Consider the following 22749-nt stretch of genomic DNA (forward strand, 5'->3'; position numbering starts at 1 on the left):
GAAATTACCAGGTTATTGATTCCGATTCGTAGGGGCGATCATTGATCGCCCGTGGGCGTTTATGTGAAAGATCGGCGTTTGGCGGGCGATTGATAATCGCCCCTACAGGATGATGAATCGCCCGCTACCTTTAAATAGGGCAGTTGGTTTCCTGAGGAAGGTGGGTAAAGCGGCTTTTTCCGCTGGCATAATCGGCTACGCATTGGCCATGTCCCAACAGCTTGTATTTGTAGCTGAGGAGGCCGTCCAGGCCAACCGGCCCGCGGGCATGAAGCTTTGAGGTGCTGATACCGACTTCCGCGCCAAATCCGAATCGGAAGCCATCACTGAATCGGGTTGAGCAATTCCAGAAGACACCGGCAGAATCAACAAAGGTCAGAAATGCTCTGGCGGTGGGCTCATTCGCGGTTAAAATAACATCGGTATGTCCGGAACCGTAGGTATTGATGTGTGAAATAGCCGCCTCCAGCGTGGGAACAATGCGAATGGCGAGGATGTAATCCAGGTATTCGGTTTTCCAGTCCGCTTCGGTGGCTTCTTCGGCATCAATAATGTTTCGCGTGGCAGCATCGCCTTTCAAGCGGACTCCCTTTTTTGCTAAAGCTTCTTTTAGCGGAGGCAACAGCGTCGGCGCGATGTTCTCATTGACCAAAAGGGTTTCCAGGGTATTGCAGGCGGCGACGTATTGGGTTTTTGAATCGACAATAATATCGATGGCCTGTTCAATATCCGCGTCTTCATGAGCGTATACGTGGCAAATGCCATCGGCATGACCCATTACCGGGATGTTGGAATTTTTCATGATGTATTGAACAAAGCTATTGGAACCTCTGGGGATAATCAGATCGATGTATTGATCCAGCGCCAGCATGGCCGTGACGTCATCTCGGGTTTCCAGGTTCTGAACCCAGCCGTCGGGAATGCCGGCGGTTTTTGTGGCTTCGCCAATCACTTTGGAAAGAATCCGATTGGTTGCCAGAGCTTCATGTCCCCCTTTTAGGAGAACCGCGTTGCCGCTTTTCAGGCAGAGGGTTGAAATTTGAACAAAAGCATCCGGTCGGGATTCGAAAATAACGCCGATAACGCCAATCGGACAGGTTACTTTGTAAAGGTCTAGCCCTTCGTCCAGTTGGGTGGATAGCTTAGTGGCGCCTAAGGGATCTTTCAGTTCCACTAAACTCTGAATTCCCTGGATGACGTCGTTGATCTTGTCGGCGTCAAAGGTGAGGCGTTTTAACAAGGGCGCCCCGAGACTTTCTTCCTGACTCCGTTTCATGTCTTCCTGATTGGCGGCGATGATGGCGGTTTCGTTTTCTTTAAGGGCTTTGGCAATGGCCAGTAGACCGGCGTTTCGGGTGTAGCCGTCAGTGGCGGCTAAAAGAATGCCGGCGTCTTCGGCGATTTTTCCGCGTTCTTCCATTTGCATTGGACTTCCTCCTTTGAATTTGTAAAATATTTGGACGCCTTTGGCATCCTCTGTTTATTGATGTTTTCGGGCGATCATGGATCGCCCCTACAGGTTTTTAATAAAAGTATTATTAAGCTAGTTTGTATTTTTCGGATTTGGATACAGACAATTTAGTCCCTACGGTTTTTTAGTAAAGGTATTATTAAACGAGTAGATTCTCGCGTATTTTTTTAAAGTCTTTTTCGCGCAGATCGGTTTCTTCGAGCAAATAATTCTCGACATTTCCGAATTTTGTATTGACGTAATTCATGGAGCTTTTCAGCCAGGCCGGTTTCACTCCGTAAAATTCCCACAGGTTATAATTATCGATGGACAGTTCTTCAGACATGATGGTTCCCAAAAGCTGAAAACTTTCATCGAAGGTTAAATTAGTCAGGGTATAATCCGATAAGATGGTGTCATCTTTGACCCCAAGAAGACCGAGAATCAGATAAGTCATAAAACCGGTGCGGTCTTTGCCGTTGGTGCAATGGTAAAGAATGGGGTATTCGGACGGTTCAGTTAAATATTTTAAAACTTCGGCAAAGCATTGAGCCCGTTCTTCGGTTTGGACTTTGTAAATTCCCCGCATGAAGTGATCTACGGTACCGGGCTGGGTAAAGTCGATGCCGTCGGTATCTTTATCGAGGCTGTTAAAAATAGGAAGCAGGTGATATTCGGTAGCTTCCGGCAAACGGTCAACCGTTTTTTGGGCTTTGGATTCATTTCTAAAGTCAAACACGTGTTTCAGCTTTAAATCGGAGAAATATGCCACATCTTTATCAGATAGGTGGGCCAGCTCTTCACTGCGGATGACTTTGCGCCATTTGACTTTGCGCCCCTCAAGTCCGGTATAGCCGCCGATATCGCGGATGTTGATGGAATTTTCCAGCTGGATCAGGCGCTTGCCCAATTGCGTTTCATCACAGAAAATCAGGTTGTCTTCATCTTTAAAGTTGTACAGGGGCAGGCCGCTGGGTGAAACCAGCCCGGAATAGGTTTTGACAGGCGCTTCATTTTGAACTTCGTTGATGAGGTCGTTTATTTTGGGGGATGCTTCTGATGGTGATTCGGTTTTGGTCGAGGGGTGATTTTTTTGCATCATCTTGCGGATGAGAAAGTAGGCCGGGACGGTAGCTGCGGCTCCGGCGATAAGGGCAATTAAGATTGGTTTTTTCATTGATTGTTTCCTTTCTGTGACTTCTGTTATGGGCGTTTGCGGGCGGGTACTACCCGCCCCTACGGTATAATGCATTGCATTTTTTGTACCACGACGTATGTGATGGGCTGCCCCAGTAGGGGCGATTATCAATCGCCCATTAACGTATTCAAGCGTATTTCCTGCAGTTTATGCTATAATTATAGCATATTATAAGCAAAAATAGTCTTTAAAAATCTTAGAGGTGAAATAATGAATGCCAAAAAAAAAGATCCGATAAAGTCGCTGGGAATCTATTGTCATGTTCCATTCTGTGTTAAAAAATGTGCCTACTGTGATTTCTGTTCTTTTTCCGGTCAGAATAGCCAAACCATTGCTGATTATTTTAAAGCCCTGCAGCAGGAAATCAGGAGTTTTGCGCTGGCGCGATTTAATTCGGATGTGGGAGATTTGGCTTTTCCGGTGGTGGATACTATCTATTTTGGCGGCGGAACCCCGTCATCCGTTTCACCGGAATACATCCAAAAGACGATGGCAGTGATCAATGAAGTTTTTACCGTTTCCGAAGCGGCTGAAAAAACCATCGAAATTAATCCGGGGACTTTGAGCGCCTCAAAAGCTGAAAGTTACAAAGCCGCCGGATTTAACCGGGTGAGTGTGGGGCTTCAGGTTTGGCAGGATGAGCTGTTGAAAATGTTGGGACGGGTTCATCAACAATCGGATTTTATCCAATGCATGGAAATTTTAAGGTCGGTGGGTTTTAATAACATCAGTGTCGATGTAATGTATGGGCTGCCGGGTCAGAAACTGGAAGATTTAACAGCGACGCTGGCGGAACTGATGGCCTTTTCGCCGACCCATCTGTCCTGCTACAGCTTAATATTGGAAGCAGGAACCCCGATGACAAATTTGGTAAAAGCGGGTCGCCTCGTTTTGCCCAGTGAAGATTTAGAACGGGAGATGCATTGGACGATTGACCGCTTTTTAAAAGCCCATGGTTACAGCCACTATGAGATTTCAAGCTACTGCCGACCGGGCTATGAAAGCCGCCATAATCTCAAATACTGGGAGATGGTGCCTTATCTAGGTTTTGGCTTGGGCGCCAGCGGCTTTTATAACGGGGTGCGATCTGTCAATACCAGTGATCTGAAGGAGTACGGCCGTTTGATTGCAGCGGGAAAATCCCCGGCAAAATATGAACCGCCGATGAGTGAAGGGGAATTGATGAGTGAGTGGATGTTTTTAGGGCTGCGCAAGCTCAACGGCATTGATGATGCTGATTTTAAAAAGCAATTTAACCGTAGCTTTTTTGCTATCTATCAGGAAGCAATAGATTCCCTGCTTAAGGCGGAGCTGCTAGTTCAGGACGGCTCGGTGCTGCGGCTGACACCTAAAGGCCAGGACTTTGAAAATCAGGTATCGCTGGCGTTCTTTTAAATGAAAGGTAAAGATCACCTTTTCCAGGTCAATTGTTTTATCGCTTGGTTGCATTAAGGCGAACAGGCATAGCCGGTACGATCTTGCAGCAACCAATGATAAATAATTGGCCTTGTAATGATAGAATGCGATTGTTATTTTGCCGCAAATAAAAGCGAAATAAATACCTTAAGAAATGTTTAAAAGGTGAACAGGGTATTATAGAAATTTGTTGACAAAGTAGGGGCACGGTGTTATATTTAATTCAGATGTTAGCACTCAGTTATTGCGAGTGCTAATAACGAGGTGAATCATGGAACTAAACGAACGTAAAAAGAAAATATTGGAAGTAATCATCCGTGATTATATTAACACCGCCGAACCAGTTGGCTCACGAACCCTTTCAAAGCGATGCAACCTGGGCATCAGCCCGGCAACCATTCGTAACGAAATGGCGGATCTTGAAGATTTAGGATATCTGGTTCAACCTCATACCTCTTCAGGTCGGATTCCAACCCAGAAGGCGTATCGTTATTATGTGGATGAAATTATGGAGATTCGAAAGCTGGAAAAAATGATCCGAACGGACATTCATCGGGGCTTTCTGAATACCACTACCGAGCTGGGATCCACGATGGATCATACGGCCCGGGTTTTATCCCAATTAACGAATTATACAGCGGTTGTTCTGGCACCTCGAGTTACAAATTTTAATTGTCGAAATGTTCAAATTGTTTCGCTGATTAAAAATAGGGTATTAATGGTTGTAGTAACCAATGAAGGTATGGCTAAAAACATTGAAGTAGCTTTATCACAAGATGTGGACAATGCTCTGGCGCTGAAACTTTCCAATGTGATCAATGGATTTCTTAAGAATACTAATTTAAGCGATCTGAGTTCAGAACTGGTTGATCGGATTCAGGAGATGACGCCGGAAGAAAGCAAGCTTATTCATGAAATCATTCCTCATTTGAAAAAAGTTTTGTTGGATGAGGATTCAGAAGTGCACTCCACCGGACTGACTAATCTTTTTAATTATCCGGAATTTAGTGATGTGAATAAGATTAAGCAGTTGATTAATCTTGTCCAGGAAAAACAGGTTCTTTCAGAAATGATGACCAACAATAATGGGAATCAGGTGATTCGCATTAAAATCGGGAGCGAAAATGACAATGAAAATCTGAAGGATTTTAGTATCATTACCTCCACCTATGAATTGGATGGGGAAATGATGGGAGCTTTTGGGGTCATCGGGCCCACCCGAATGAACTACGACAATGTGTCGTCGGTTCTAAATTACATACGCAATGAGTTGAATTTACATATCTCAAATTTATTAATGAAATAGGTGGTTAGATGATAAAAGAAGAGGAAAATAAGTCAGAAATAATGGATGAAGATAGTTTAAAAGAAACGTCGGAGAATGCAACCGCAGATGCCGATGAATCATCCGATGAACCGGTTGTAGCAGAAGCTCCAGCCGAGGAATCTCCGGATCAGGAATTAAAGGAGATTGTGAAGGAAGATGAGGCAGTTTTAGATCGTCTGCTTCGATTGCAGGCTGATTTTGAAAATTACAAAAAGCGCAGTCAAAAAGAGAAAACCGAGATTTATCAGTTTGCGGCGGAAAATTTCGCAACCAAACTTCTTCCGGTTGTGGATAATCTGGAACGGGCAGAGGCTTCTCTGGCCGACCTCAGCGAGGAAGCAAAGGGGTGTGCGGATGGTCTTGAAATGGTCTTTAAGCAATTAAAAGAAGTGCTTAAGGAAGAAGGTCTGGAAGAAGTTTCCTGTGAGGGTTCCTTCGATCCGAAGTTACACCATGGTGTTGCAGTTGGGGAGGATGAAGAAAAAGAAGATCAGGCGATTCTGGAAGTTTTCCAAAAGGGCTACAGCTTTAAAGGCAAGGTGATCCGGCCGGCCATGGTTAAAGTTTGTAATAAGTAAAACAATAAAACAATAAAACAATAAAACAATAAAACAAGTTAACAGGCATTAAACCGGAATACTTGTAAATGGCGATTAAATCGTTGTGAGCCGGGATTTCCGTTTTAAATAAAAATATGAAATAATTTCAGGAGGAAATAGATATGGGCAAAGAAAAAATTATCGGGATTGACTTAGGAACAACAAATTCTTGTGTAGCCGTTTTAGAAGGCGGAGAAGCAGTTGTTATCCCAAACGCAGAAGGAAATAGAACGACCCCATCGGTTGTAGCTTTTACAAAAGATGGCGAACGATTGGTTGGACAGGTCGCTAAACGACAGGCTGTTACCAATCCGGATCGTACCATTGCTTCAATCAAACGTGAAATGGGAACCGATTATAAGGTGAAAATAGATGATTCAAGCTATACGCCGCAAGAAATTTCGGCAATGATTCTGCAGAAATTAAGAGCAGATGCCGAAGCTTATTTGGGAGAAACAGTTACTAAAGCCGTTATTACCGTACCGGCATACTTTAGTGATGCGCAAAGACAGGCAACCAAGGATGCCGGCCGGATTGCCGGTCTGGAAGTTTTGCGAATTATCAACGAACCAACAGCGGCAGCCCTTGCTTATGGCCTGGACAAAGATACCAGTCATAAAATTATGGTTTATGACCTTGGCGGCGGAACCTTTGATGTATCCATTCTTGAATTAGGGGATGGTGTGTTTGAAGTTAAGGCAACGAACGGAAACAATCACCTTGGCGGTGATGATTTTGACCAGAAAATTATTGACTGGATGGCAGCCGAGTTTAAGAAATCTCACGGGATTGATCTTAAAAACGACAAAATGGCCCTTCAAAGACTTAAAGAAGCCGCTGAAAAAGCTAAAATTGAATTGTCAACCGTGATGAAATCAGATATCAACCTGCCATTTATCACCGCGACAGCAGAAGGTCCGCAGCATTTAGAATTGTCCTTAACCCGAGCTAAATTCGATGAATTAACATCGGATCTTGTAAAAAGCACCACTGGTCCGGTTGAAAAGGCGATGAAGGATGCCGGTCTTGCTAAAAATGAATTAGATAAAGTTATCCTGGTTGGTGGTTCAACAAGAACACCGTCAGTACAGGATGCCGTTAAGAATATTACCGGCGAAGAAGCTTACAAGGGTATTAACCCGGATGAATGTGTTGCGATTGGGGCAGCTATTCAGGGTGGTGTTTTAGCCGGTGAAGTGAATGACGTCTTACTACTTGATGTCACTCCATTATCATTGGGTATTGAAACATTAGGTGGTGTGTTCACTCGCTTAATCGATCGTAATACCACCATTCCTACTAAAAAAAGCCAGACTTTCTCAACTGCTGCAGATAATCAAACGGCGGTCGACATCCATGTTTTACAGGGTGAACGCGAAATGTCTAAAGATAATAAAACATTAGGTCGGTTCCAATTAACCGGTATTCCTTCAGCACGTCGCGGGATTCCTCAAATCGAAGTAACCTTTGATATTGATGCCAATGGTATCGTTAGTGTATCGGCTAAAGATATCGGAACAGGCAAAACTCAAAATGTAGTGATTAAATCCACAACCAACATGAGCGATGATGAAATTGACAAAGCTGTAAAAGAAGCGGAACAACATGCTGATGAAGATAAAAAAGCCAAGGCTTTGATTGAAGCTAAGAATGTTGCCGATTCCACCATTTATCAAACTGAACAATCCTTAAAGGAAATGGAAGGTAAAGTTTCAGACGACGACAAGAAAAAAGTTGAAGCGGCACTGGCTGAACTTAGAACAGCCAGTGAAGGGGAAGACGTCGAAACGATTACCAAAGCAACGGAAGCAGTGAACGAAGCATTCTACCCATTGGCTCAAAAAATGTATGAAGAAGCTGCGGCCCAACAACAACCTGAAGGACAGGATGCTGCTGCTCAGGGTGACGATGATGATGTTGTAGAAGCTGAATACGAAGAAGTAAAAGAAGACGAAAAAAAATAAAAGGCTGTTGACAAACAACGCGTTCCTTGTGACAATAATAAATCGTTGTCGGCTGCATGATCAAACAGGCTATCGCCTGTTCGCCATGATGCCGACAACTGATGTTACGATTATTGCAAGAAACTTGCTTGATAGTTTGTCTACAGTTTGAGTGGCAGCGATCGCTGCCACTATTTTTGTTTTTAGTGCTTGAGCAAAAAAACACTTTTACTCTTTCGCTTTAATAGGGTATAATTAATAGTTGTTTAGTTGTTGAGAAGGATTCAAAAGAGGTGAGATAAATTTATGAGCGAAAAAAGAGATTACTATGAGGTACTGGGTGTTGGCAAAACAGCTAGTGCAGATGAGATAAAAAAAGCCTATCGGAAAAAGGCAATGGAGTTCCATCCTGATAAAAATCCGGGTGATAAAGCGGCTGAAGAAAAATTCAAAGAAGCCAATGAAGCTTATGAAGTATTAAGCGATGCTGATAAAAAATCTCGTTATGACCAGTATGGTCATGCCGGAGTTGACCCCAGTGCCGGTGGCTATGGCGGCGGTGGTTTTAGCGGTGGCGGTGGTTTTGGCGGCTTTGAGGATATCTTTGGGGATATTTTCAGTGCCTTTGGCGGCGGCGGTGGTTTTAGCGGCGGAAGTTCTCGTGGCCGCAGTCGATCGAACCGTGGCAGCGATATGAAAATCAGCATTAATTTGACTTTCCGTGAGGCGGTATTTGGTGTTGAGAAAAAGATTAAGATCAAACGTAATGAAAGCTGTTCAACTTGCGGCGGTACCGGTGCTGAAAAAGGATCAACTGCTAAAACCTGTGATCAATGCGGTGGTTCCGGACAAGTTTATGTCAGACAGCAAACACCATTTGGGACGGTTCAACAGGTTCAGACCTGTGATAAGTGTCATGGCGAAGGAAAAATCATTGATAAACCGTGTGCGACTTGCCATGGCAAAGGTGTTGAATTAAAAGAACGTACCATTAATATAAAGATTCCTGCCGGTGTGGATGATGGACAAATGCTGCCGCTGCGAGGTGAGGGCAACGCTGGGCCGAACAATGGCAGTAAAGGCGATCTTTACGTTTATATGAACGTGAAAGAAGATTTGCTCTTCAAACGAAATGGGGACGATGTTTATTATGAAGTGCCCATTACCTATGCTCAGGCAGCCATGGGAGACGGCTTGGTCGTACCAACGATTGATGGCAGGATTAAGCTTAAGATTCCTGAGGGAACGCAAAACGGGAAGGTCTTCCGCCTGAAAGGCAAAGGCATACCCAATGTGAATGGCCGTGGCCGCGGGGATTTATTTATAACCATTAAGGTGGAAGTACCCCGTAAACTAAACCGTGAGCAACGCCACGCGCTGGAAGAATTTGCGAAGGTTACCGGTGCCGATGCCCATCCTGAAGGAAAGCGTTTCTGGTCTCGGGTTGAGACCGAAGAAAAAGAAAATAGTCCCAAAAAAGACGCATGATAAAAAGTTGATTGAATCGTGTCGGGGCGGGAGTATGTCCGTCTTTACTATTTTGTGTTGACTGATAGACAAATTTAACAGTGTAGGGGCGATTATTAATCGCCCGTCAACATTTGTTTTACACAGACCATCTGCAGGCGGGTACTACCCGCCCCGACAGATTAATGATAAAAAAATAGGCTTGAAAAGAATACCGGAGAAATCCGGTATTCTTTTGATTCTATAATATTTGGTGTTGGTGGAATAGCCAGCACCAATTTTTGCGCAAAATTTCATACAAAAAAATAATTGCGATACCCAACCTGTTAAACATTGATTTGCATTCACTTTTCTGATAGAATGTGAAGAAAATGTGAAAAATAAGTGATGAAACGGTGAAGAAAGATAGCGAGTTGGAGTTATGAAAATAATTTATCAATAGATTAAGGGTGGTAAATATGGGCCGAGAACTAGGTAATGCTGTCAAAGCGATCATTCAGGAGAAAAAAATTTCGGTTTTCCAATTGGCAAAAGAAGTGGATGTCGATCGAACAACCCTGCAACACTTTTTTACCGGAAAAAGAAAAATTCATTTAAAAAAATTTCAGGAAATGATGACGGTTCTTAATCTGACAAAAGAAAGAAAGAAAGCACTTTATACCTTGTATGAAAAAGAATGCGATGAGAAAGAGCTGATAAAGAATGTTCAGGATGTTTTTTCATTATACACGATATTAAGTGAGCATGTTGACTTGAATATAAACAGTGTTGGACAGGATGAGTATCGGATAAAAAATGATCTTTTTCATGAGGAAACTCAGATTATCAAAGGTCAGGTTGAAATTGAAGCATTGATTAGAAGCGCTTTCATTGAAGAAATGGATCAAAATGAAAAAGCACATATCATCATGTCAATTAATTTCAAACACTTGTTTTTATATGAATCGATTATAAAGATGGCCAATGGTCAGCATAAATGCGGAAAAATTCAAAATATTATTCCCCTCGTCAACAAGAAGAAGCTGGGAAATAATCTGGATATTCTTAACCGGGTTCTCCCATTAAAATGTCTTGAAAACGTTAACTATGAACCTTACTATTTTTATACCGGCACAAAGATTTATGATGATATCAGCATCATCGTTCCTAATTATTTTATTACATCCAAACATGTGATTATCATTGATCGTGATTTTGAGAGTGCGATTATTTCTGATAATCCGCAAATAATTACGTATTATCGAGAAAAGGCTCAGTCCATATTAAATCGTTGTGAACAACTGGTGGAAAAGAAAGCTGTTGAGAATCCCCGGCAATCCATCCCAGCCTTGGAAAAAATTGGCGCCGATAATGATTCAACAAAATATTATACCTTGGACCAAATACATCAAACGATGATCGATTCTTTTGAGCAACCAATAATAAGCAGAGAAAAACAATTACTGACTTTCCCTGATAAAAACAGCGCAGACAAATCTCGTGAATTTATTTTAAGAGATAGCTTTATCAGTGATTCAGGAGCATTGGGAATTCAATACTTAGTAGATGATGAACAATTGGTATTTTATATTTTCGATAAAAACAACAAAAAAATAATCGCTTTGTGTGTCAGTGAGATTGGGATTGTGACCGTTTTTAAAGAATTATTTGATTATCTGCCCTACAGTTTTTATGTTTATTCACCGGATGAAATAGATGAATATTCTAGAAAAGTTGAAAATACTGCAAATTAGACATCAACCTTAAATACCGGAGAAATCCGGTATTTTTATATTGACAAAAAAAAGATGGCGGCATATAATAAACATATCAAGTAAATCATATAGACTTAATATGAATTAAAAAAAATAAAAGAAATGAGGTAATATAATGTCAAAAAAAATCGCAACAAAATTAACTGATTTAATCGGGAATACGCCTTTATTGGAATTATCAAATTATGAAAAAACACTGGCACTTGATGCTAAGATTGTGGCAAAGTTAGAGTATTTTAACCCTTTGTCATCGGTTAAGGATCGGATTGGATTGGCGATGATTGAAGATGGCGAAAAAGCAGGCCTTATTAAAGAGGGGACTGTCATTATTGAACCGACAAGCGGAAATACGGGGATTGGACTTTCCTTTGTGGCAGCGGCTAAGGGCTATCGCATGATTTTAACCATGCCTGAAACCATGAGTGTTGAACGTCGAAACTTACTTGCCGCTTTGGGTGCTGAACTGGTATTAACACCTGGCGCTGACGGCATGAAAGGAGCTATCGCCAAAGCGAATGAATTGGCGGAGACCATTCCGAATGCTTATGTTCCACAGCAGTTCGAAAATCCCTCAAACCCGGAAGTCCACAGAAAGACCACGGCGGTTGAGATATGGAATGATACAGATGGTGAAGTGGATATTTTTGTAGCCGGAATTGGCACCGGGGGAACGATTACCGGTGTTGGTGAGGTCTTGAAAGAGAGAAAACCAGGAGTACAAGTGGTTGCGGTAGAACCTGAATCATCACCGGTACTTTCAGGCGGAAAGCCGGGTCCTCACAAAATCCAGGGGATTGGAGCAGGTTTTGTTCCCGCGGTTTTAAATACGAAGGTATATGACGAAGTAATTGGCGTCAGCAATGAAGATGCTTTCCAAACCGCAAAAACAGTAGCAAAGAAAGAAGGCCTTTTGGTCGGAATTTCTTCTGGTGCGGCGCTTTACGCAGCAACGTTGTTGGCGAAACGACCTGAGAATAAAGGCAAGACTATTGTTGTCCTTATGCCGGATACCGGTGAACGCTACTTATCCGTGGGGTTATACGCATAATGAAAATATCCACAAAAGGCAGATATGCGCTGCGTTTAATGTTGGACTTGGCAATCAACAATACCGGGGAGTATATTCCCATTAAACGGATTGCTGAACGCCAGGAAATTTCAGAAAAATATCTGGAGCAGATTATTACTCAGATTTCCCGGGCGGGGTATGTCAAAAGCGTCCGGGGATCTCAGGGTGGCTATCAGTTGACAAAACCCCCCGAAGAATACACAGTTGGGATGATTTTAAGATTAATGGAAGGGGAACTTTCCCCGGTTGCCTGTCTGGATGAACCAGGCAACTGCGAACGAGCAGATCGCTGCGTGACGGTGGAGGTCTGGCAGGAGATTAAAGAGGCCATCGAAAATGTGGTGAACAACATCACACTGGCTGATTTGGTCAGGCGCTATCATGAAAAAGGTACTTGCGAGTATTATATTTAAGATTAGTAAGGGCGATTAAGGTTTGCAGGGCGATTAAGGTTTGTAGGGGCGATCCATGATCGCCTGCAGACGATGGTTTTGGAGATAAGCGTTGGTGGGCGATCATGGATCGCCCCTACGCTTTTTTTTGAGAGTTAAAAGCCGGAATGAATGGCAGGGATCGCCCCTATGCTTGTTTATTTAGTGAGCGTTTTTAGAAATCGTGTATATTCTTCGATTGCGGTATAATTCTCGTGATTGAGAAGCAGTTCTTCGGCAACCGTCATGCCCAGAATGGATGGGAGGGTCCGGTTTTCTTTAGGGAGTCTTGAAATATCGTAACAGATGCCGCGATTTGCCAGTCGTGAAGTGATGTTGGCGCCGGCATAGGAAAGTGCATCTTGAAGCTGTTTGATCAGGTAGAAATCGACATCAAGAATTTTAAGACTGTAACTTTCTTCCTGATAGGTGGCCACCAGATTTCTGAATTCCTGTTGAAAAACATGGTAGAGGCTTTCGATGGTCTCACATAAATAAACCTGATAGTCGGCTTTTTCCGGCGCGGATTTTTCATCATCTCCAAACCAGGAAATATAATTGAGACTCAGACTGGCGGTTAGCCGTCCGAAATCCTGAGCTAATGGACCAAATCCGCCAAATTCGCCATCGATAATGCGTACATCTTCCTGGTTGATCATGATGTTGGAACTGTGCAGGTCGGTATGGATCAGACATTCTTTGTTTTCCATAAAATTCTCTCGCAAGCGTTTGACTTCCGCACTGATTTTAGGATTATCCACAAGCTCTTTTCTTTTGGCTTCGGTACCGGACGCCATTTCCCGCTTCATCGAGACGGCAATATTATCTTCAAATATAGATGAGCAGAGGGCGTTGTATTCGGGATTGACAAAAAAGCGTTCTACTTCGGATTTCTTATATCGGGTCAGATGGAGATTGGATGAAAAGAAAAGATTGCGGGCAAAAAAAGTGCCGATTCTTTCGGGAAACATTGGGTGTTTAACCATTCGGCATAAATCAAATCGCAACAGACTCAGTGCCATCAAATCTTCCATGACGATGATCCGGTTCGCTTCATCGAAAAGATACATTTCCGGACAAATACCGGGGCAAACGGTATTCCAGAAAATCAGGACAGCAATTTCTGAACGCATCCGTCCTAAATCCAAGGTCCAACCGCCGTCTTCGCCAGCATCCTCGGCTTCGACCGTATCATTTTTTTCATCTTCGATGCGGTATCGCGGAAATTCAAGCATTTGTTTAAGAATAACGGATTTTCCGTTATCGTCATAAACATGAAAAATTAAATTAACAAAACCTTCAATGCTTTCCTTTACAGCGTGGAGATCCTCAACGGTTAAGTGAGCATCGGCAGGAAAGATTTCTTTTTCTTTGAGGTAGGCGGCAACGCCTTCCGATGTCAAATTGCCATAGCTATCAGTGGTCATAATCATCTTCCTTTACTTTTTATTTCGATGGGGATCCATATAATGGTGGATCACTTTTTGTAATTCTTCAATGCCTTCTCCGGTATAAGCACTCACTTCATAAATATGTTTTGGATGAATGCCGGCATAAACGAGAAGATTTCGACTGCGCTTAATATTGCCATCTTCACGGTCAATTTTTGTCACCACGCCAATGGAGGGAATGTTATAGGTGTGGACAAAATTGGGAGAGACTGAATTTTGCGGGTCGATACAGGAATTCACAAGGATCACCAGGCCTGCATCCATGGTGACATTAATGGCTTGACGGGCAAAAAAAGGCAACTCAATAAACTCTCCCGGGGTATCAATAAAATGGTCGGTATAACTAATCATTTGTGTTTTTGCGTAGATCAGTTCCTCTTGGGAGAGCCGTTGCATGAGGGTGGTTTTTCCGCTGCCGATTTTTCCGATAAGGGCCACCCGTTTTCGATTACTTGCCATATTTTATGAGTAGGTAATTTTAGGAATGTCGAAGCCTAAAATCTGATTTAAAGTGTTGAGAATCTCGGTGACGGCGGCTTTGACATCACTGACCCGGCCGGTGATGACGAGTGATCCGCTGAAACGGTCCAGAAATCCGATTTCTACCGGGGCTGCCTTGGTTGCGGCATCGGCGGCAATAATGGCGGCTTCACTTGGCGTGATGGTTAAGATGCCGATGGCATCACTGGCTTCATCGTCCAGGCCGAGTTTGACGTAAATATCGTTTTTGGGTTTGGCAATAATATGTGCGAGTGTAACCTGTTTACCGGGAACGTATTCTTGGATCGAACGGTTCTTTTTTTCAGTTTCCATGTTGGTCACCTTTTCTTTTTATTTAATTGAAACTAAATTTATTATAGCATTAAATTGGAATCCGTTACATCGATTAACCATTTTTTACAGAAAGCCGGCAAAATATTTCTGTTAACATCTGATGGCAAAATTTTTAACAAGATGGTTGTCGGGGCGGGCATTGCCCGCCCGCAAACGTTGGTTTCATAAAAACGTTCGCGGGCGATTGAGAATCGCCCCTACAAAGCAGAAAGAAACAAAGAAACAGAGCAACAGAGCAACAGAGCAGAAACCAACAAACCAATAAAACAGTAAATGACAAATTAACAAAGAAACAAAAAACATGTTTAATTTGTCGGTGAGATAAGTTATAATGAAAAATTGTCAAAGAGAATGAGATAATGATATAATAAAATATAAATTAAATTGGAGGTACGGGAATGCTTTGGAAAGAAGTTCAAATCACAACTACATTGGAAGCTGAGGAAGCCGTCGTTAATGCTTTTTATGAAGCCGGGGCTCAGGGCGTGGCGATACAAACGCTTCAAGATGTGCTTTTAATTCAACAAGATCCAAAGGTTAATTTTGTGGATGAATCTCTTTTGGAAATGGATCCGAATGTTTCCATTATACGGGGATATTTCAGCGAAGTCGAAGATACGGAGAAGGCTTTGGATCAATTGATTGCTGCGGTTAAAACATTGCCTGCCTGTGGACTTGATCCTGGTGACTGCGAATTGATGATTACTGAAATTGAAGAGGACGATTGGGCTAATTCCTGGAAAAAGTTTTATAAACCGACAAAAGTGGGAAAAAGTATCGTCATCAAACCCACCTGGGAAGAATACGAACCTGGAAAGGACGAAATTGTCATCAATATCGATCCGGGAATGGCGTTTGGCACCGGCACGCATGAAACGACTCAGCTTTGTGCCATTAAACTTGAGGAATACATCAAGCCTGGGGATGTGGTGCTTGACATTGGCTGCGGGACCGGGGTGCTGTCTTTAATTGCCGGGAAGCTTAAAGCGAAAAAAGTGATTGCCGTCGATTTTGATACGCTGGCGGTCCGAATTGCCAGGGAAAATGCTGAACTTAATGATTTAGGCGATATGGTTGAAATTCGGGAAGGAAATCTTCTGGATGTGATCGATGGGGAAGCGGATGTGATCGTGGCCAATATTTTAGCGGCCGCCATTGTGGAGCTGTCCGGCATTATTCGCCCTTATTTAAAGGAAAATGGCATTTTTATTTCTTCCGGAATTATCATTGACCGGCTAGTCGATGTGCTGGTGGCTTTAGAAGAAGAAAATTTTAAAATACTCTTTGTCCAGCAGATGGGTGAATGGGTTGGTGTCGTCGCCCAAAAGAGAGATTAGAATGCATCGCTTTTTTGTCAAATCCGACCAAATTTCAGATCAGCAGATTCTCATTGCCGGTGAGGATTTTAAACATATTACAAAGGTATTGCGATTGGCAAAGGATGATCTCATCGAGATTTGTGATGGTCAGGGAACGGACTATCAGGTCGCTTTAGAATCACCGGGGAGTCAGTCCATTTCAGGCGTTATCAAGAAAATTTGGGCTTCGCAGGGGGAAACCGCTGATCTGCAGGTCACTTTGTTTCAGGGGTTGCCCAAGGGAACAAAAATGGAAGTGATCATTCAAAAGAGTGTGGAGTTGGGGGTCAGAGAAATCGTTCCCTTTTTTTCCATGCGCTCAATTTCTCAGATTAAAGATAAAAAGGATAAAAAAATCGAACGGTGGCAACGCATCGCTTATGAAGCGGCCAAACAATCCAAACGGGGGATTGTTCCAGCGGTAAAAGAACTCCATACCTTAAAGGCAATCCTTAACAAAGTTTCCGATTTTGATTTGCTGCTGTTGGCTTATGAGGATGAAAATAAACAGACGCTAAAAAAAGTGCTGATGCAGTTTGAAGAAAATAATGAATCGCGAAAACGGCTGAAGATCGGCGTCATCATCGGACCGGAAGGCGGATTTGATCCTCAGGAGGTTCTACACTGCCGGGAGGCCGGGGCTGTGAGTGTTTCGCTGGGAAAACGCATTTTAAGAACGGAAACGGCGGGAATGGTGGTGCTGAGTCAATTGAATTTTTGGAAAGAAGGTGTACAGAGTTAAGATGAATAGTTCTCAAAAAAAAGTAGCCTTTATGACATTGGGATGCAAGGTAAATACCTATGACAGTGAAGCCATGATGGAAATCTTCGAAAGGGCTGACTATGAAATTGTTGATTTTACTGAAATAGCGGACGTGTATGTCATTAATACCTGCACCGTCACCCATTTAGGCGATCAAAAGTCTCGAAAAATGATGCGCCGGGCTAAACGGCTGAATCCAGATGCCGTCATTTGTGCAGTGGGTTGTTATGTTCAGGTTGCTCCGGAAGAAGTTGAAAAGATTGAAGAAGTGGATTTGATGATCGGGACGAAAAACAGGATTGAGATTCTGTCTTTCATTGATGCCCATCGGCAGGATCAAAATCAGCGTGATTTTGTTTCGGATATCATGAGGGAAAAAGTTTTTGAACCGTTGACGATTTCTGAGGTAAAGGGGAAGACTCGGGCGGTCATAAAAATACAGGAGGGCTGCAATCAGTTTTGCACGTACTGTATTGTGCCTTTCGCCCGGGGACCGGTGCGAAGCCGAATAAAAGAGGATGTCGTCGCTGAAGCGAAACGCGTGGTTGAAATGGGATATCGAGAAGTGGTGCTTTCGGGTATCCATATTGCGTCTTACGGGGTGGATCAGGGAAACACGGACCTGATTGATTTAATCGAGGAGCTTGATAAGATTGATGGTTTAAAACGCATTCGCTTAGGATCCATGGAACCTAAGTTTGTTAACGCATCCCGTTTAAAACGTTTGGCGGTACTTGACAGCTTTTGTCCGCATTTTCATTTATCTCTTCAAAGTGGCAGTGATACGGTGCTTAAACGCATGGGCCGTCACTACACAACTGCGGAGTATCTTGACATTGTCAATCAGATTCGGGAAGTCTTTCCGCTGGCGGCGCTTACAACCGATGTTATGGTCGGTTTTCCAGGGGAAACCCCGGCGGAATTTGAAGAGACCTTGGATTTTGCCAGGGCGGTGGGCTTTTATAAAATCCACGTGTTTAAGTATTCCCGACGTTTGGGAACAAAGGCGGAAAAATTTGAAGATCAGGTGGATGAAACGGTGAAAACCGCCAGGAGCCACATCTTGAGCGAATTGACCAATGAGCTGGAAGAGAAGTTCTTAATAAAAAATGACGGGCAAATCGCGGAGGTTCTTTTTGAGGCGACTCATGATGATAATGGCTATGAAGGACACACCAAAAATTACATTCCCGTGGTGCTTAATACCGATGAAAAAATAAATGGTAAAATTATCGAACTTAGGGTATTATATATAAATACGCATTCTAATAAATTAACAGGAAATTTTATATAGAAGGAGGAAAATAAATGTCTCAGGATTGTATTTTTTGTAAGATTGTCAATAAAGAATTGCCATCTGAAATTGTCTATGAGGATGATTTAATATTGGCTTTTAATGACGTAAATCCTCAAGCTCCGGTTCATGTGATCATTGTTCCCAAAGAACATTTTGATTCGCTTTTATCGGTTCCTGCCGGAAACGATATTATTTCTCATATCCATACTGTTGTCAATCGAATCGTATTGAAATTAGGAATAGCAGATTCAGGATTTCGTCTGGTCATTAATTGTGGTAGGGACGGAAACCAGACGGTTCCCCATCTTCATTATCATTTATTAGGTGGCAGACCATTATTATGGCCGCCCGGTTGAAAAATGATTGACAGAGACCTGAATATTGCATATAATATAGTTTGACTCATACCATGTTAATAGATAGTTCCGGAAATTAGCAACGGATTAGAGGGGGGGGTTGAAAATGTCTGAAGTAAAAATCAAAGAAAACGAAACACTCGAAAGTGCATTGCGACGTTTTAAAAGAAAAACAGCAATGGCTGGGGTAATGTCTGAAATTCGAAAAAGAGAGCATTATGAAAAGCCAAGCGTAAAGCGAAAACGAAAATCAGAAGCAGCTAGAAAAAGAAAGATGAAAAAAAGATAGGATGTGACTATTTGGCATTAAAGGATCAATTACAAGCTGATTTAAAAACAGCAATGAAAGAAAAAGACAAGGTAAGAAAGTCCACGATTACGATGATTCGCGCTGCTATTTTGCAGGTGGAGAAAGATGAAAAAGTGGAGCTTACGGATGAACAAATCTTGGAAATTATTGCAAAACAACTTAAGCAACGTCGGGATAGCCTGACTGAGTTTGAGAAAGCTAAAAGAGACGATTTAATCCAGCAGGCTCATGAAGAAATTAAAGTAATCACGAGCTACCTTCCTACACAATTAACGATTGATGAAATCAGAGTTATTGTGAATGAAACAATTCAAGAAACCGGAGCAATTGACGCAAAAGACATGGGTAAAATTATGGGTGCTCTGATGCCGAAGATAAAAGGTCGTGCGGACGGGAAACTTGTTAATCAAGTTGTCAGAGAAAGTCTGATATAATAAAACAAACACAAAGAGGGTTGTCCGTTGGACAGGCCTCTTTTTTGTTATATGATTCTTTAAGATTACGATGATATAATCCTCCCCAGAGAATAAACAACTGGAGGATTTAATGGAAAACAACATCAACCCTGAAATTGGTCTTACCCAAGCCCAGGTGGACGAAAGGTTAACTGCGGGAATGGTTAATATTCAACCCAAAACAAAAACGAAAACCATCAGCAGAATCATTAGAGACAACACATTGACGTTATTTAATCTGCTTAATGTTGTGTTAGCTTTAATGATTATTTTTGTTGGGTCTTTTCAAAATCTTCTTTTCATTAATATCGTCATTATTAATACAATCATCGGAATTGTTCAGGAAATTAGAGCAAAAAGAACCATCGATAAATTATCGATTATATCTCAGCCTCATGTGATCGTTATCCGCGATGGCAATCATCAGGAGATTGTCTTTGAAAGCATTGTATTGGATGATGTGCTGGTATTAAAAGCCGGAAAGCAGATACCTTCGGATTCCCGGGTGATCGATGGCGCGTTGGAGGTCAATGAATCTTTATTAACCGGTGAATCGGAATCGGTCATAAAACACCCCGGGGATGAGCTTTTATCCGGCAGCTTTGTTGTTTCAGGAGAAGCAACCGTTCAGGTGAAGCGGACTGGTTTGGATAATTATGCGACAAAACTGGTTGAGGCCGTCAAGGTAACCAAAAAGCCAAATTCGGAAATCATGAAAGCTCTGGGTTTTATTATGAAGGCGGTGGGAATCCTAATTGTGCCGCTTGGGCTTTTGCTTTTATATGTGCAGATTATTGGCAGAGAGATGACAATTGAAGCAGGTGTTGTGGCAACCGTGGCGGCCTTAATTGGAATGATCCCGGAAGGGTTGGTATTACTGACCAGCGTCGCATTGGCGGCCGGCGTGGTGCGATTAGGACATTATAAGACCTTGGTGCAGGAACTTTATTGCATTGAAACGCTGGCCAGGGTGGACATGCTGTGTCTGGATAAAACCGGGACCATCACAGAAGGCAATATGGAAGTGCTGTCTTTAGAAACCATCGACAATGTAAAGAATCCGGTTCAGGCTCTCCGGGCCTTGGTCGCCAATCTTAAAGATGACAATACTACAAATAAGGCCTTATGTGAGAGTTTCAAAGGAGAAGCGCCAAAGTGGAAGTGCGAAAAAACCATTCCCTTTTCTTCAGAACGTAAATGGAGCGGGGCCTATTTCAGCGATGAGGGTTCATTTGTAATTGGCGCTCCGGAATTTGTTTTAGGCAGTCGATACTCCGAGATACAGGACAAGGTTGAGGGCTATGCCAGCGAAGGAAGCCGCGTCCTGATATTAGCTTATGCAGCGGAACCTTTTGGTGAGGATGGCAGTTTACCTAATAATATTATGACCCTTGCCCTGATTCCGATGGGGGATAAGATTCGCCATGATGCAAAAAAAACGCTGGAGTTTTTTAGAAACCAGGGGGTGACCATAAAGGTTATTTCCGGTGATAATCCGCTGACGGTTTCTCAGGTGGCCCGAAGGGCCGGCCTCTGGGATGCGGATAATTATATTGATGTATCAAAACTTAAAACAGATGAAGCCGTTAAGGCGGCGGCTTTATCCTATTCGGTTTTTGGCCGGGTGACGCCTAAGCAAAAACAGCTTTTGATTCAAGCCCTTAAACAAGCGGATCATACAGTGGCGATGACTGGGGATGGCGTGAATGATGTGCTGGCCTTAAGGGAAGCGGATTGCAGTATTGCCATGGCCGAAGGGAGCGATGCGGTTCGTCAGGTTTCGCAACTGGTATTGCTGGATTCGAACTTTGCAAGCTTTACCCGGGTGTTAATGGAAGGTCGCCGAGTGATCAACAATATCACTAGAGCTGCATCACTTTTTTTAGTTAAAACCATGTTTTCATTAATGTTGGCAATTATTGTTATTATTGCCAACGGCGCTTATCCTTTTGCACCGATTCAGCTGACCTTAATCAGTGCGCTGACCATCGGCGTACCATCAGTTTTTTTGGCATTGGAGCCAAATAAAAATCGGGTAACGGGAAAATTTCTTGATACGGTTTTTAAAAAATCCCTGCCTGGGGCATTGACGGTGGTATTCAATGTGGTGATGATTATGATCATCGGATCTCATATATCGCTTAATTATGAGGAAATATCAACTCTGGCGGTGATAGCAACCGGCATGATCGGCTTTGTCATACTTTTCAGAGTGTGCCAACCTATGGACAATAAACGCTGGGGATTGTTTTTCAGCATGGTGATAGCATTTGTGGCCTGTGTGCTTTTTTTAGGAAACTTTTTTTTCCTGCTGCCCATTCATGGGTTCACACTGAGTATGCTGATTATTTTAGGAAGCGCTATTTTAGATATCTATCCTCTGATTAAATTTTTCAGTTGGGGTGTTGTAAAAATTGAAGACGGTATTGATCGGTGGGAAAACAGCAAAAAAATGACGAAACCAACGGCATTGGAAAAATAGTAACGGGCGATTCCTGCCGGCGCGCAGCCAGACTCTCTAAAAATCTAATTTTAGTCTTGTCGAAACTTCATGTGGACAACCATGTTGTAGGGGCGATCCATGATCGCCCGTTGACGTTTGCATAAAAGATCCACGGTTTCGGGCGATTAAGAATCGCCCCTACAGGCCCAAAATGGCAACGCCGCATTTGAGATTTGTCCGCCTAAAAATAGTTTGATAATTTAAAAAAAAAGCTTGCATTTGCATATTAAACCGTGCTATACTTAGCAAGTCGTCAAAGATAAGAAAAATAATTCGAACAAGGAATCATTTAACTGTCCTTGACAAAACACAAAAAAACATTTATAATAAATAACGTTGTATCGAGGTGTAGCGCAGTTTGGTAGCGCACCTGGTTTGGGACCAGGGGGCCGGAGGTTCGAATCCTCTCACCTCGACCATTTTTTTTTAAAATGCTATTTTGGGGCCTTTAGCTCAGTTGGTTAGAGCAACCGGCTCATAACCGGTAGGTCCGGGGTTCGAGCCCCTGAAGGCCCACCATATTTTTATGCCCAAATAGGATAAATGGTCGGTATAAGTAGAGAACCCAAATCTTTGATTTGGTGTGAATCACTTAGTTAGGCAAAGTTGATCTTTTAACAAACATATGAAGACAAAAATAAATTAGGTCGTATATGCCCAAATAGCTCAGTCGGTAGAGCAGAGGACTGAAAATCCTCGTGTCGGTGGTTCAATTCCGCCTTTGGGCACCACTTTTTAAATAACAGCATAGGCTGTTTTTTTATTTTT

The 22749-nt window shown here is 42.7% G+C and carries 20 protein-coding genes and 3 tRNA genes; 18 read left to right on the forward strand and 5 right to left on the reverse strand.

Going from position 1 to position 22749, the window contains the following annotated elements; genetic code table 11:
- Positions 1-130: 130 nt before the first annotated feature.
- Both FZC41_RS11610 and FZC41_RS11615 read right to left on the reverse strand, forming a co-directional pair.
- On the reverse strand, positions 131-1456 hold the full coding sequence (locus tag FZC41_RS11610) for a glutamate-5-semialdehyde dehydrogenase (protein WP_279235183.1): 1326 nt from the start codon (positions 1454-1456) through the stop codon (positions 131-133).
- A gap of 154 nt (positions 1457-1610) precedes the next feature.
- The gene (locus FZC41_RS11615; RefSeq protein ID WP_148567583.1) at positions 1611-2627 is read right to left on the reverse strand and encodes a tyrosine-protein phosphatase; all 1017 of its coding nucleotides are present in this window, start codon (positions 2625-2627) and stop codon (positions 1611-1613) included.
- 231 nt (positions 2628-2858) lie between these two features.
- On the opposite strand from FZC41_RS11615, the gene hemW reads away from it, so the two are divergent.
- The 8 genes from hemW to FZC41_RS11655 all read left to right on the forward strand — a co-directional run bounded on the left by hemW (position 2859) and on the right by FZC41_RS11655 (position 12636).
- Positions 2859-4043: a radical SAM family heme chaperone HemW gene (gene hemW, locus FZC41_RS11620; RefSeq protein WP_148567584.1), complete on the forward strand. Its 1185-nt coding sequence runs from the start codon at positions 2859-2861 to the stop codon at positions 4041-4043.
- A gap of 292 nt (positions 4044-4335) precedes the next feature.
- Entirely contained in the window at positions 4336-5370 is a 1035-nt protein-coding gene (gene hrcA / locus FZC41_RS11625) for a heat-inducible transcriptional repressor HrcA (RefSeq protein WP_148567585.1), read from the forward strand.
- 8 nt (positions 5371-5378) lie between these two features.
- On the forward strand, positions 5379-5969 hold the full coding sequence (gene grpE, locus FZC41_RS11630) for a nucleotide exchange factor GrpE (protein WP_148567586.1): 591 nt from the start codon (positions 5379-5381) through the stop codon (positions 5967-5969).
- 143 nt (positions 5970-6112) lie between these two features.
- Complete coding sequence (dnaK, locus tag FZC41_RS11635; protein ID WP_148567587.1) at positions 6113-7954, forward strand: molecular chaperone DnaK; 1842 nt, start codon at positions 6113-6115, stop codon at positions 7952-7954.
- A 285-nt stretch (positions 7955-8239) separates the two neighbouring features.
- Positions 8240-9421, forward strand: coding sequence for a molecular chaperone DnaJ (gene dnaJ / locus FZC41_RS11640; protein ID WP_148567588.1), 1182 nt, complete (start codon positions 8240-8242; stop codon positions 9419-9421).
- 437 nt (positions 9422-9858) lie between these two features.
- Positions 9859-11133, forward strand: coding sequence for a helix-turn-helix transcriptional regulator (locus tag FZC41_RS11645; protein WP_148567589.1), 1275 nt, complete (start codon positions 9859-9861; stop codon positions 11131-11133).
- Positions 11134-11269: 136 nt separating this feature from the next.
- Positions 11270-12202 (forward strand): cysteine synthase A, encoded by a 933-nt coding sequence (gene cysK, locus FZC41_RS11650; RefSeq protein WP_148567590.1) that lies wholly within the window; start codon positions 11270-11272, stop codon positions 12200-12202.
- Entirely contained in the window at positions 12202-12636 is a 435-nt protein-coding gene (locus FZC41_RS11655; protein ID WP_148567591.1) for an RrF2 family transcriptional regulator, read from the forward strand. The genes cysK and FZC41_RS11655 overlap by 1 nt, the downstream gene beginning before the upstream one ends.
- A 176-nt stretch (positions 12637-12812) precedes the next feature.
- On the opposite strand, the gene FZC41_RS11660 is transcribed toward FZC41_RS11655, so the two are convergent.
- From FZC41_RS11660 to FZC41_RS11670, 3 genes are read right to left on the reverse strand one after another with little or no spacing between them, the layout of a single operon-like run.
- A complete protein-coding gene (locus FZC41_RS11660; protein ID WP_148567592.1) occupies positions 12813-14081 on the reverse strand; it encodes a phosphotransferase in 1269 nt (422 codons plus the stop codon).
- Between the two features lie 12 nt (positions 14082-14093).
- The gene (locus FZC41_RS11665; RefSeq protein ID WP_148567593.1) at positions 14094-14564 is read right to left on the reverse strand and encodes a EutP/PduV family microcompartment system protein; all 471 of its coding nucleotides are present in this window, start codon (positions 14562-14564) and stop codon (positions 14094-14096) included.
- 3 nt (positions 14565-14567) lie between these two features.
- Positions 14568-14918 (reverse strand): BMC domain-containing protein, encoded by a 351-nt coding sequence (locus FZC41_RS11670; protein ID WP_148567691.1) that lies wholly within the window; start codon positions 14916-14918, stop codon positions 14568-14570.
- Between the two features lie 419 nt (positions 14919-15337).
- Here FZC41_RS11670 and prmA point away from each other — a divergent pair, with 419 nt between their 5' ends.
- The 10 genes from prmA to FZC41_RS11720 all read left to right on the forward strand — a co-directional run bounded on the left by prmA (position 15338) and on the right by FZC41_RS11720 (position 22712).
- Positions 15338-16276 (forward strand): 50S ribosomal protein L11 methyltransferase, encoded by a 939-nt coding sequence (gene prmA, locus FZC41_RS11675; RefSeq protein WP_148567594.1) that lies wholly within the window; start codon positions 15338-15340, stop codon positions 16274-16276.
- 1 nt (position 16277) lies between these two features.
- Positions 16278-17039, forward strand: coding sequence for an RsmE family RNA methyltransferase (locus FZC41_RS11680; RefSeq protein ID WP_148567595.1), 762 nt, complete (start codon positions 16278-16280; stop codon positions 17037-17039).
- A gap of 1 nt (position 17040) precedes the next feature.
- Positions 17041-18354, forward strand: coding sequence for a tRNA (N(6)-L-threonylcarbamoyladenosine(37)-C(2))-methylthiotransferase MtaB (gene mtaB, locus FZC41_RS11685; RefSeq protein ID WP_148567596.1), 1314 nt, complete (start codon positions 17041-17043; stop codon positions 18352-18354).
- Positions 18355-18368: 14 nt separating this feature from the next.
- Positions 18369-18713 carry a histidine triad nucleotide-binding protein gene (locus FZC41_RS11690; protein WP_148567597.1) on the forward strand — a complete coding sequence of 115 codons (345 nt, stop codon included), beginning with the start codon at positions 18369-18371 and terminating at the stop codon, positions 18711-18713.
- 106 nt (positions 18714-18819) lie between these two features.
- Positions 18820-19002, forward strand: coding sequence for a 30S ribosomal protein S21 (gene rpsU, locus FZC41_RS11695; protein ID WP_013379247.1), 183 nt, complete (start codon positions 18820-18822; stop codon positions 19000-19002).
- Between the two features lie 11 nt (positions 19003-19013).
- The gene (locus tag FZC41_RS11700) at positions 19014-19457 is read left to right on the forward strand and encodes a GatB/YqeY domain-containing protein (RefSeq protein ID WP_148567598.1); all 444 of its coding nucleotides are present in this window, start codon (positions 19014-19016) and stop codon (positions 19455-19457) included.
- 112 nt (positions 19458-19569) lie between these two features.
- Positions 19570-21960, forward strand: a complete 2391-nt coding sequence (locus tag FZC41_RS11705; protein WP_148567599.1) for an HAD-IC family P-type ATPase — start codon at positions 19570-19572, stop codon at positions 21958-21960.
- A 363-nt stretch (positions 21961-22323) separates the two neighbouring features.
- Positions 22324-22400 (forward strand) — tRNA-Pro (locus tag FZC41_RS11710).
- A gap of 23 nt (positions 22401-22423) precedes the next feature.
- Positions 22424-22500 (forward strand) — tRNA-Ile (locus tag FZC41_RS11715).
- 136 nt (positions 22501-22636) lie between these two features.
- Positions 22637-22712: transfer RNA gene (locus tag FZC41_RS11720), tRNA-Phe, on the forward strand.
- Positions 22713-22749: the final 37 nt, after the last annotated feature.

It is taken from the genome of Acetobacterium paludosum (assembly GCF_008086595.1).
In the GTDB taxonomy this organism is placed as follows: domain Bacteria; phylum Bacillota; class Clostridia; order Eubacteriales; family Eubacteriaceae; genus Acetobacterium; species Acetobacterium paludosum.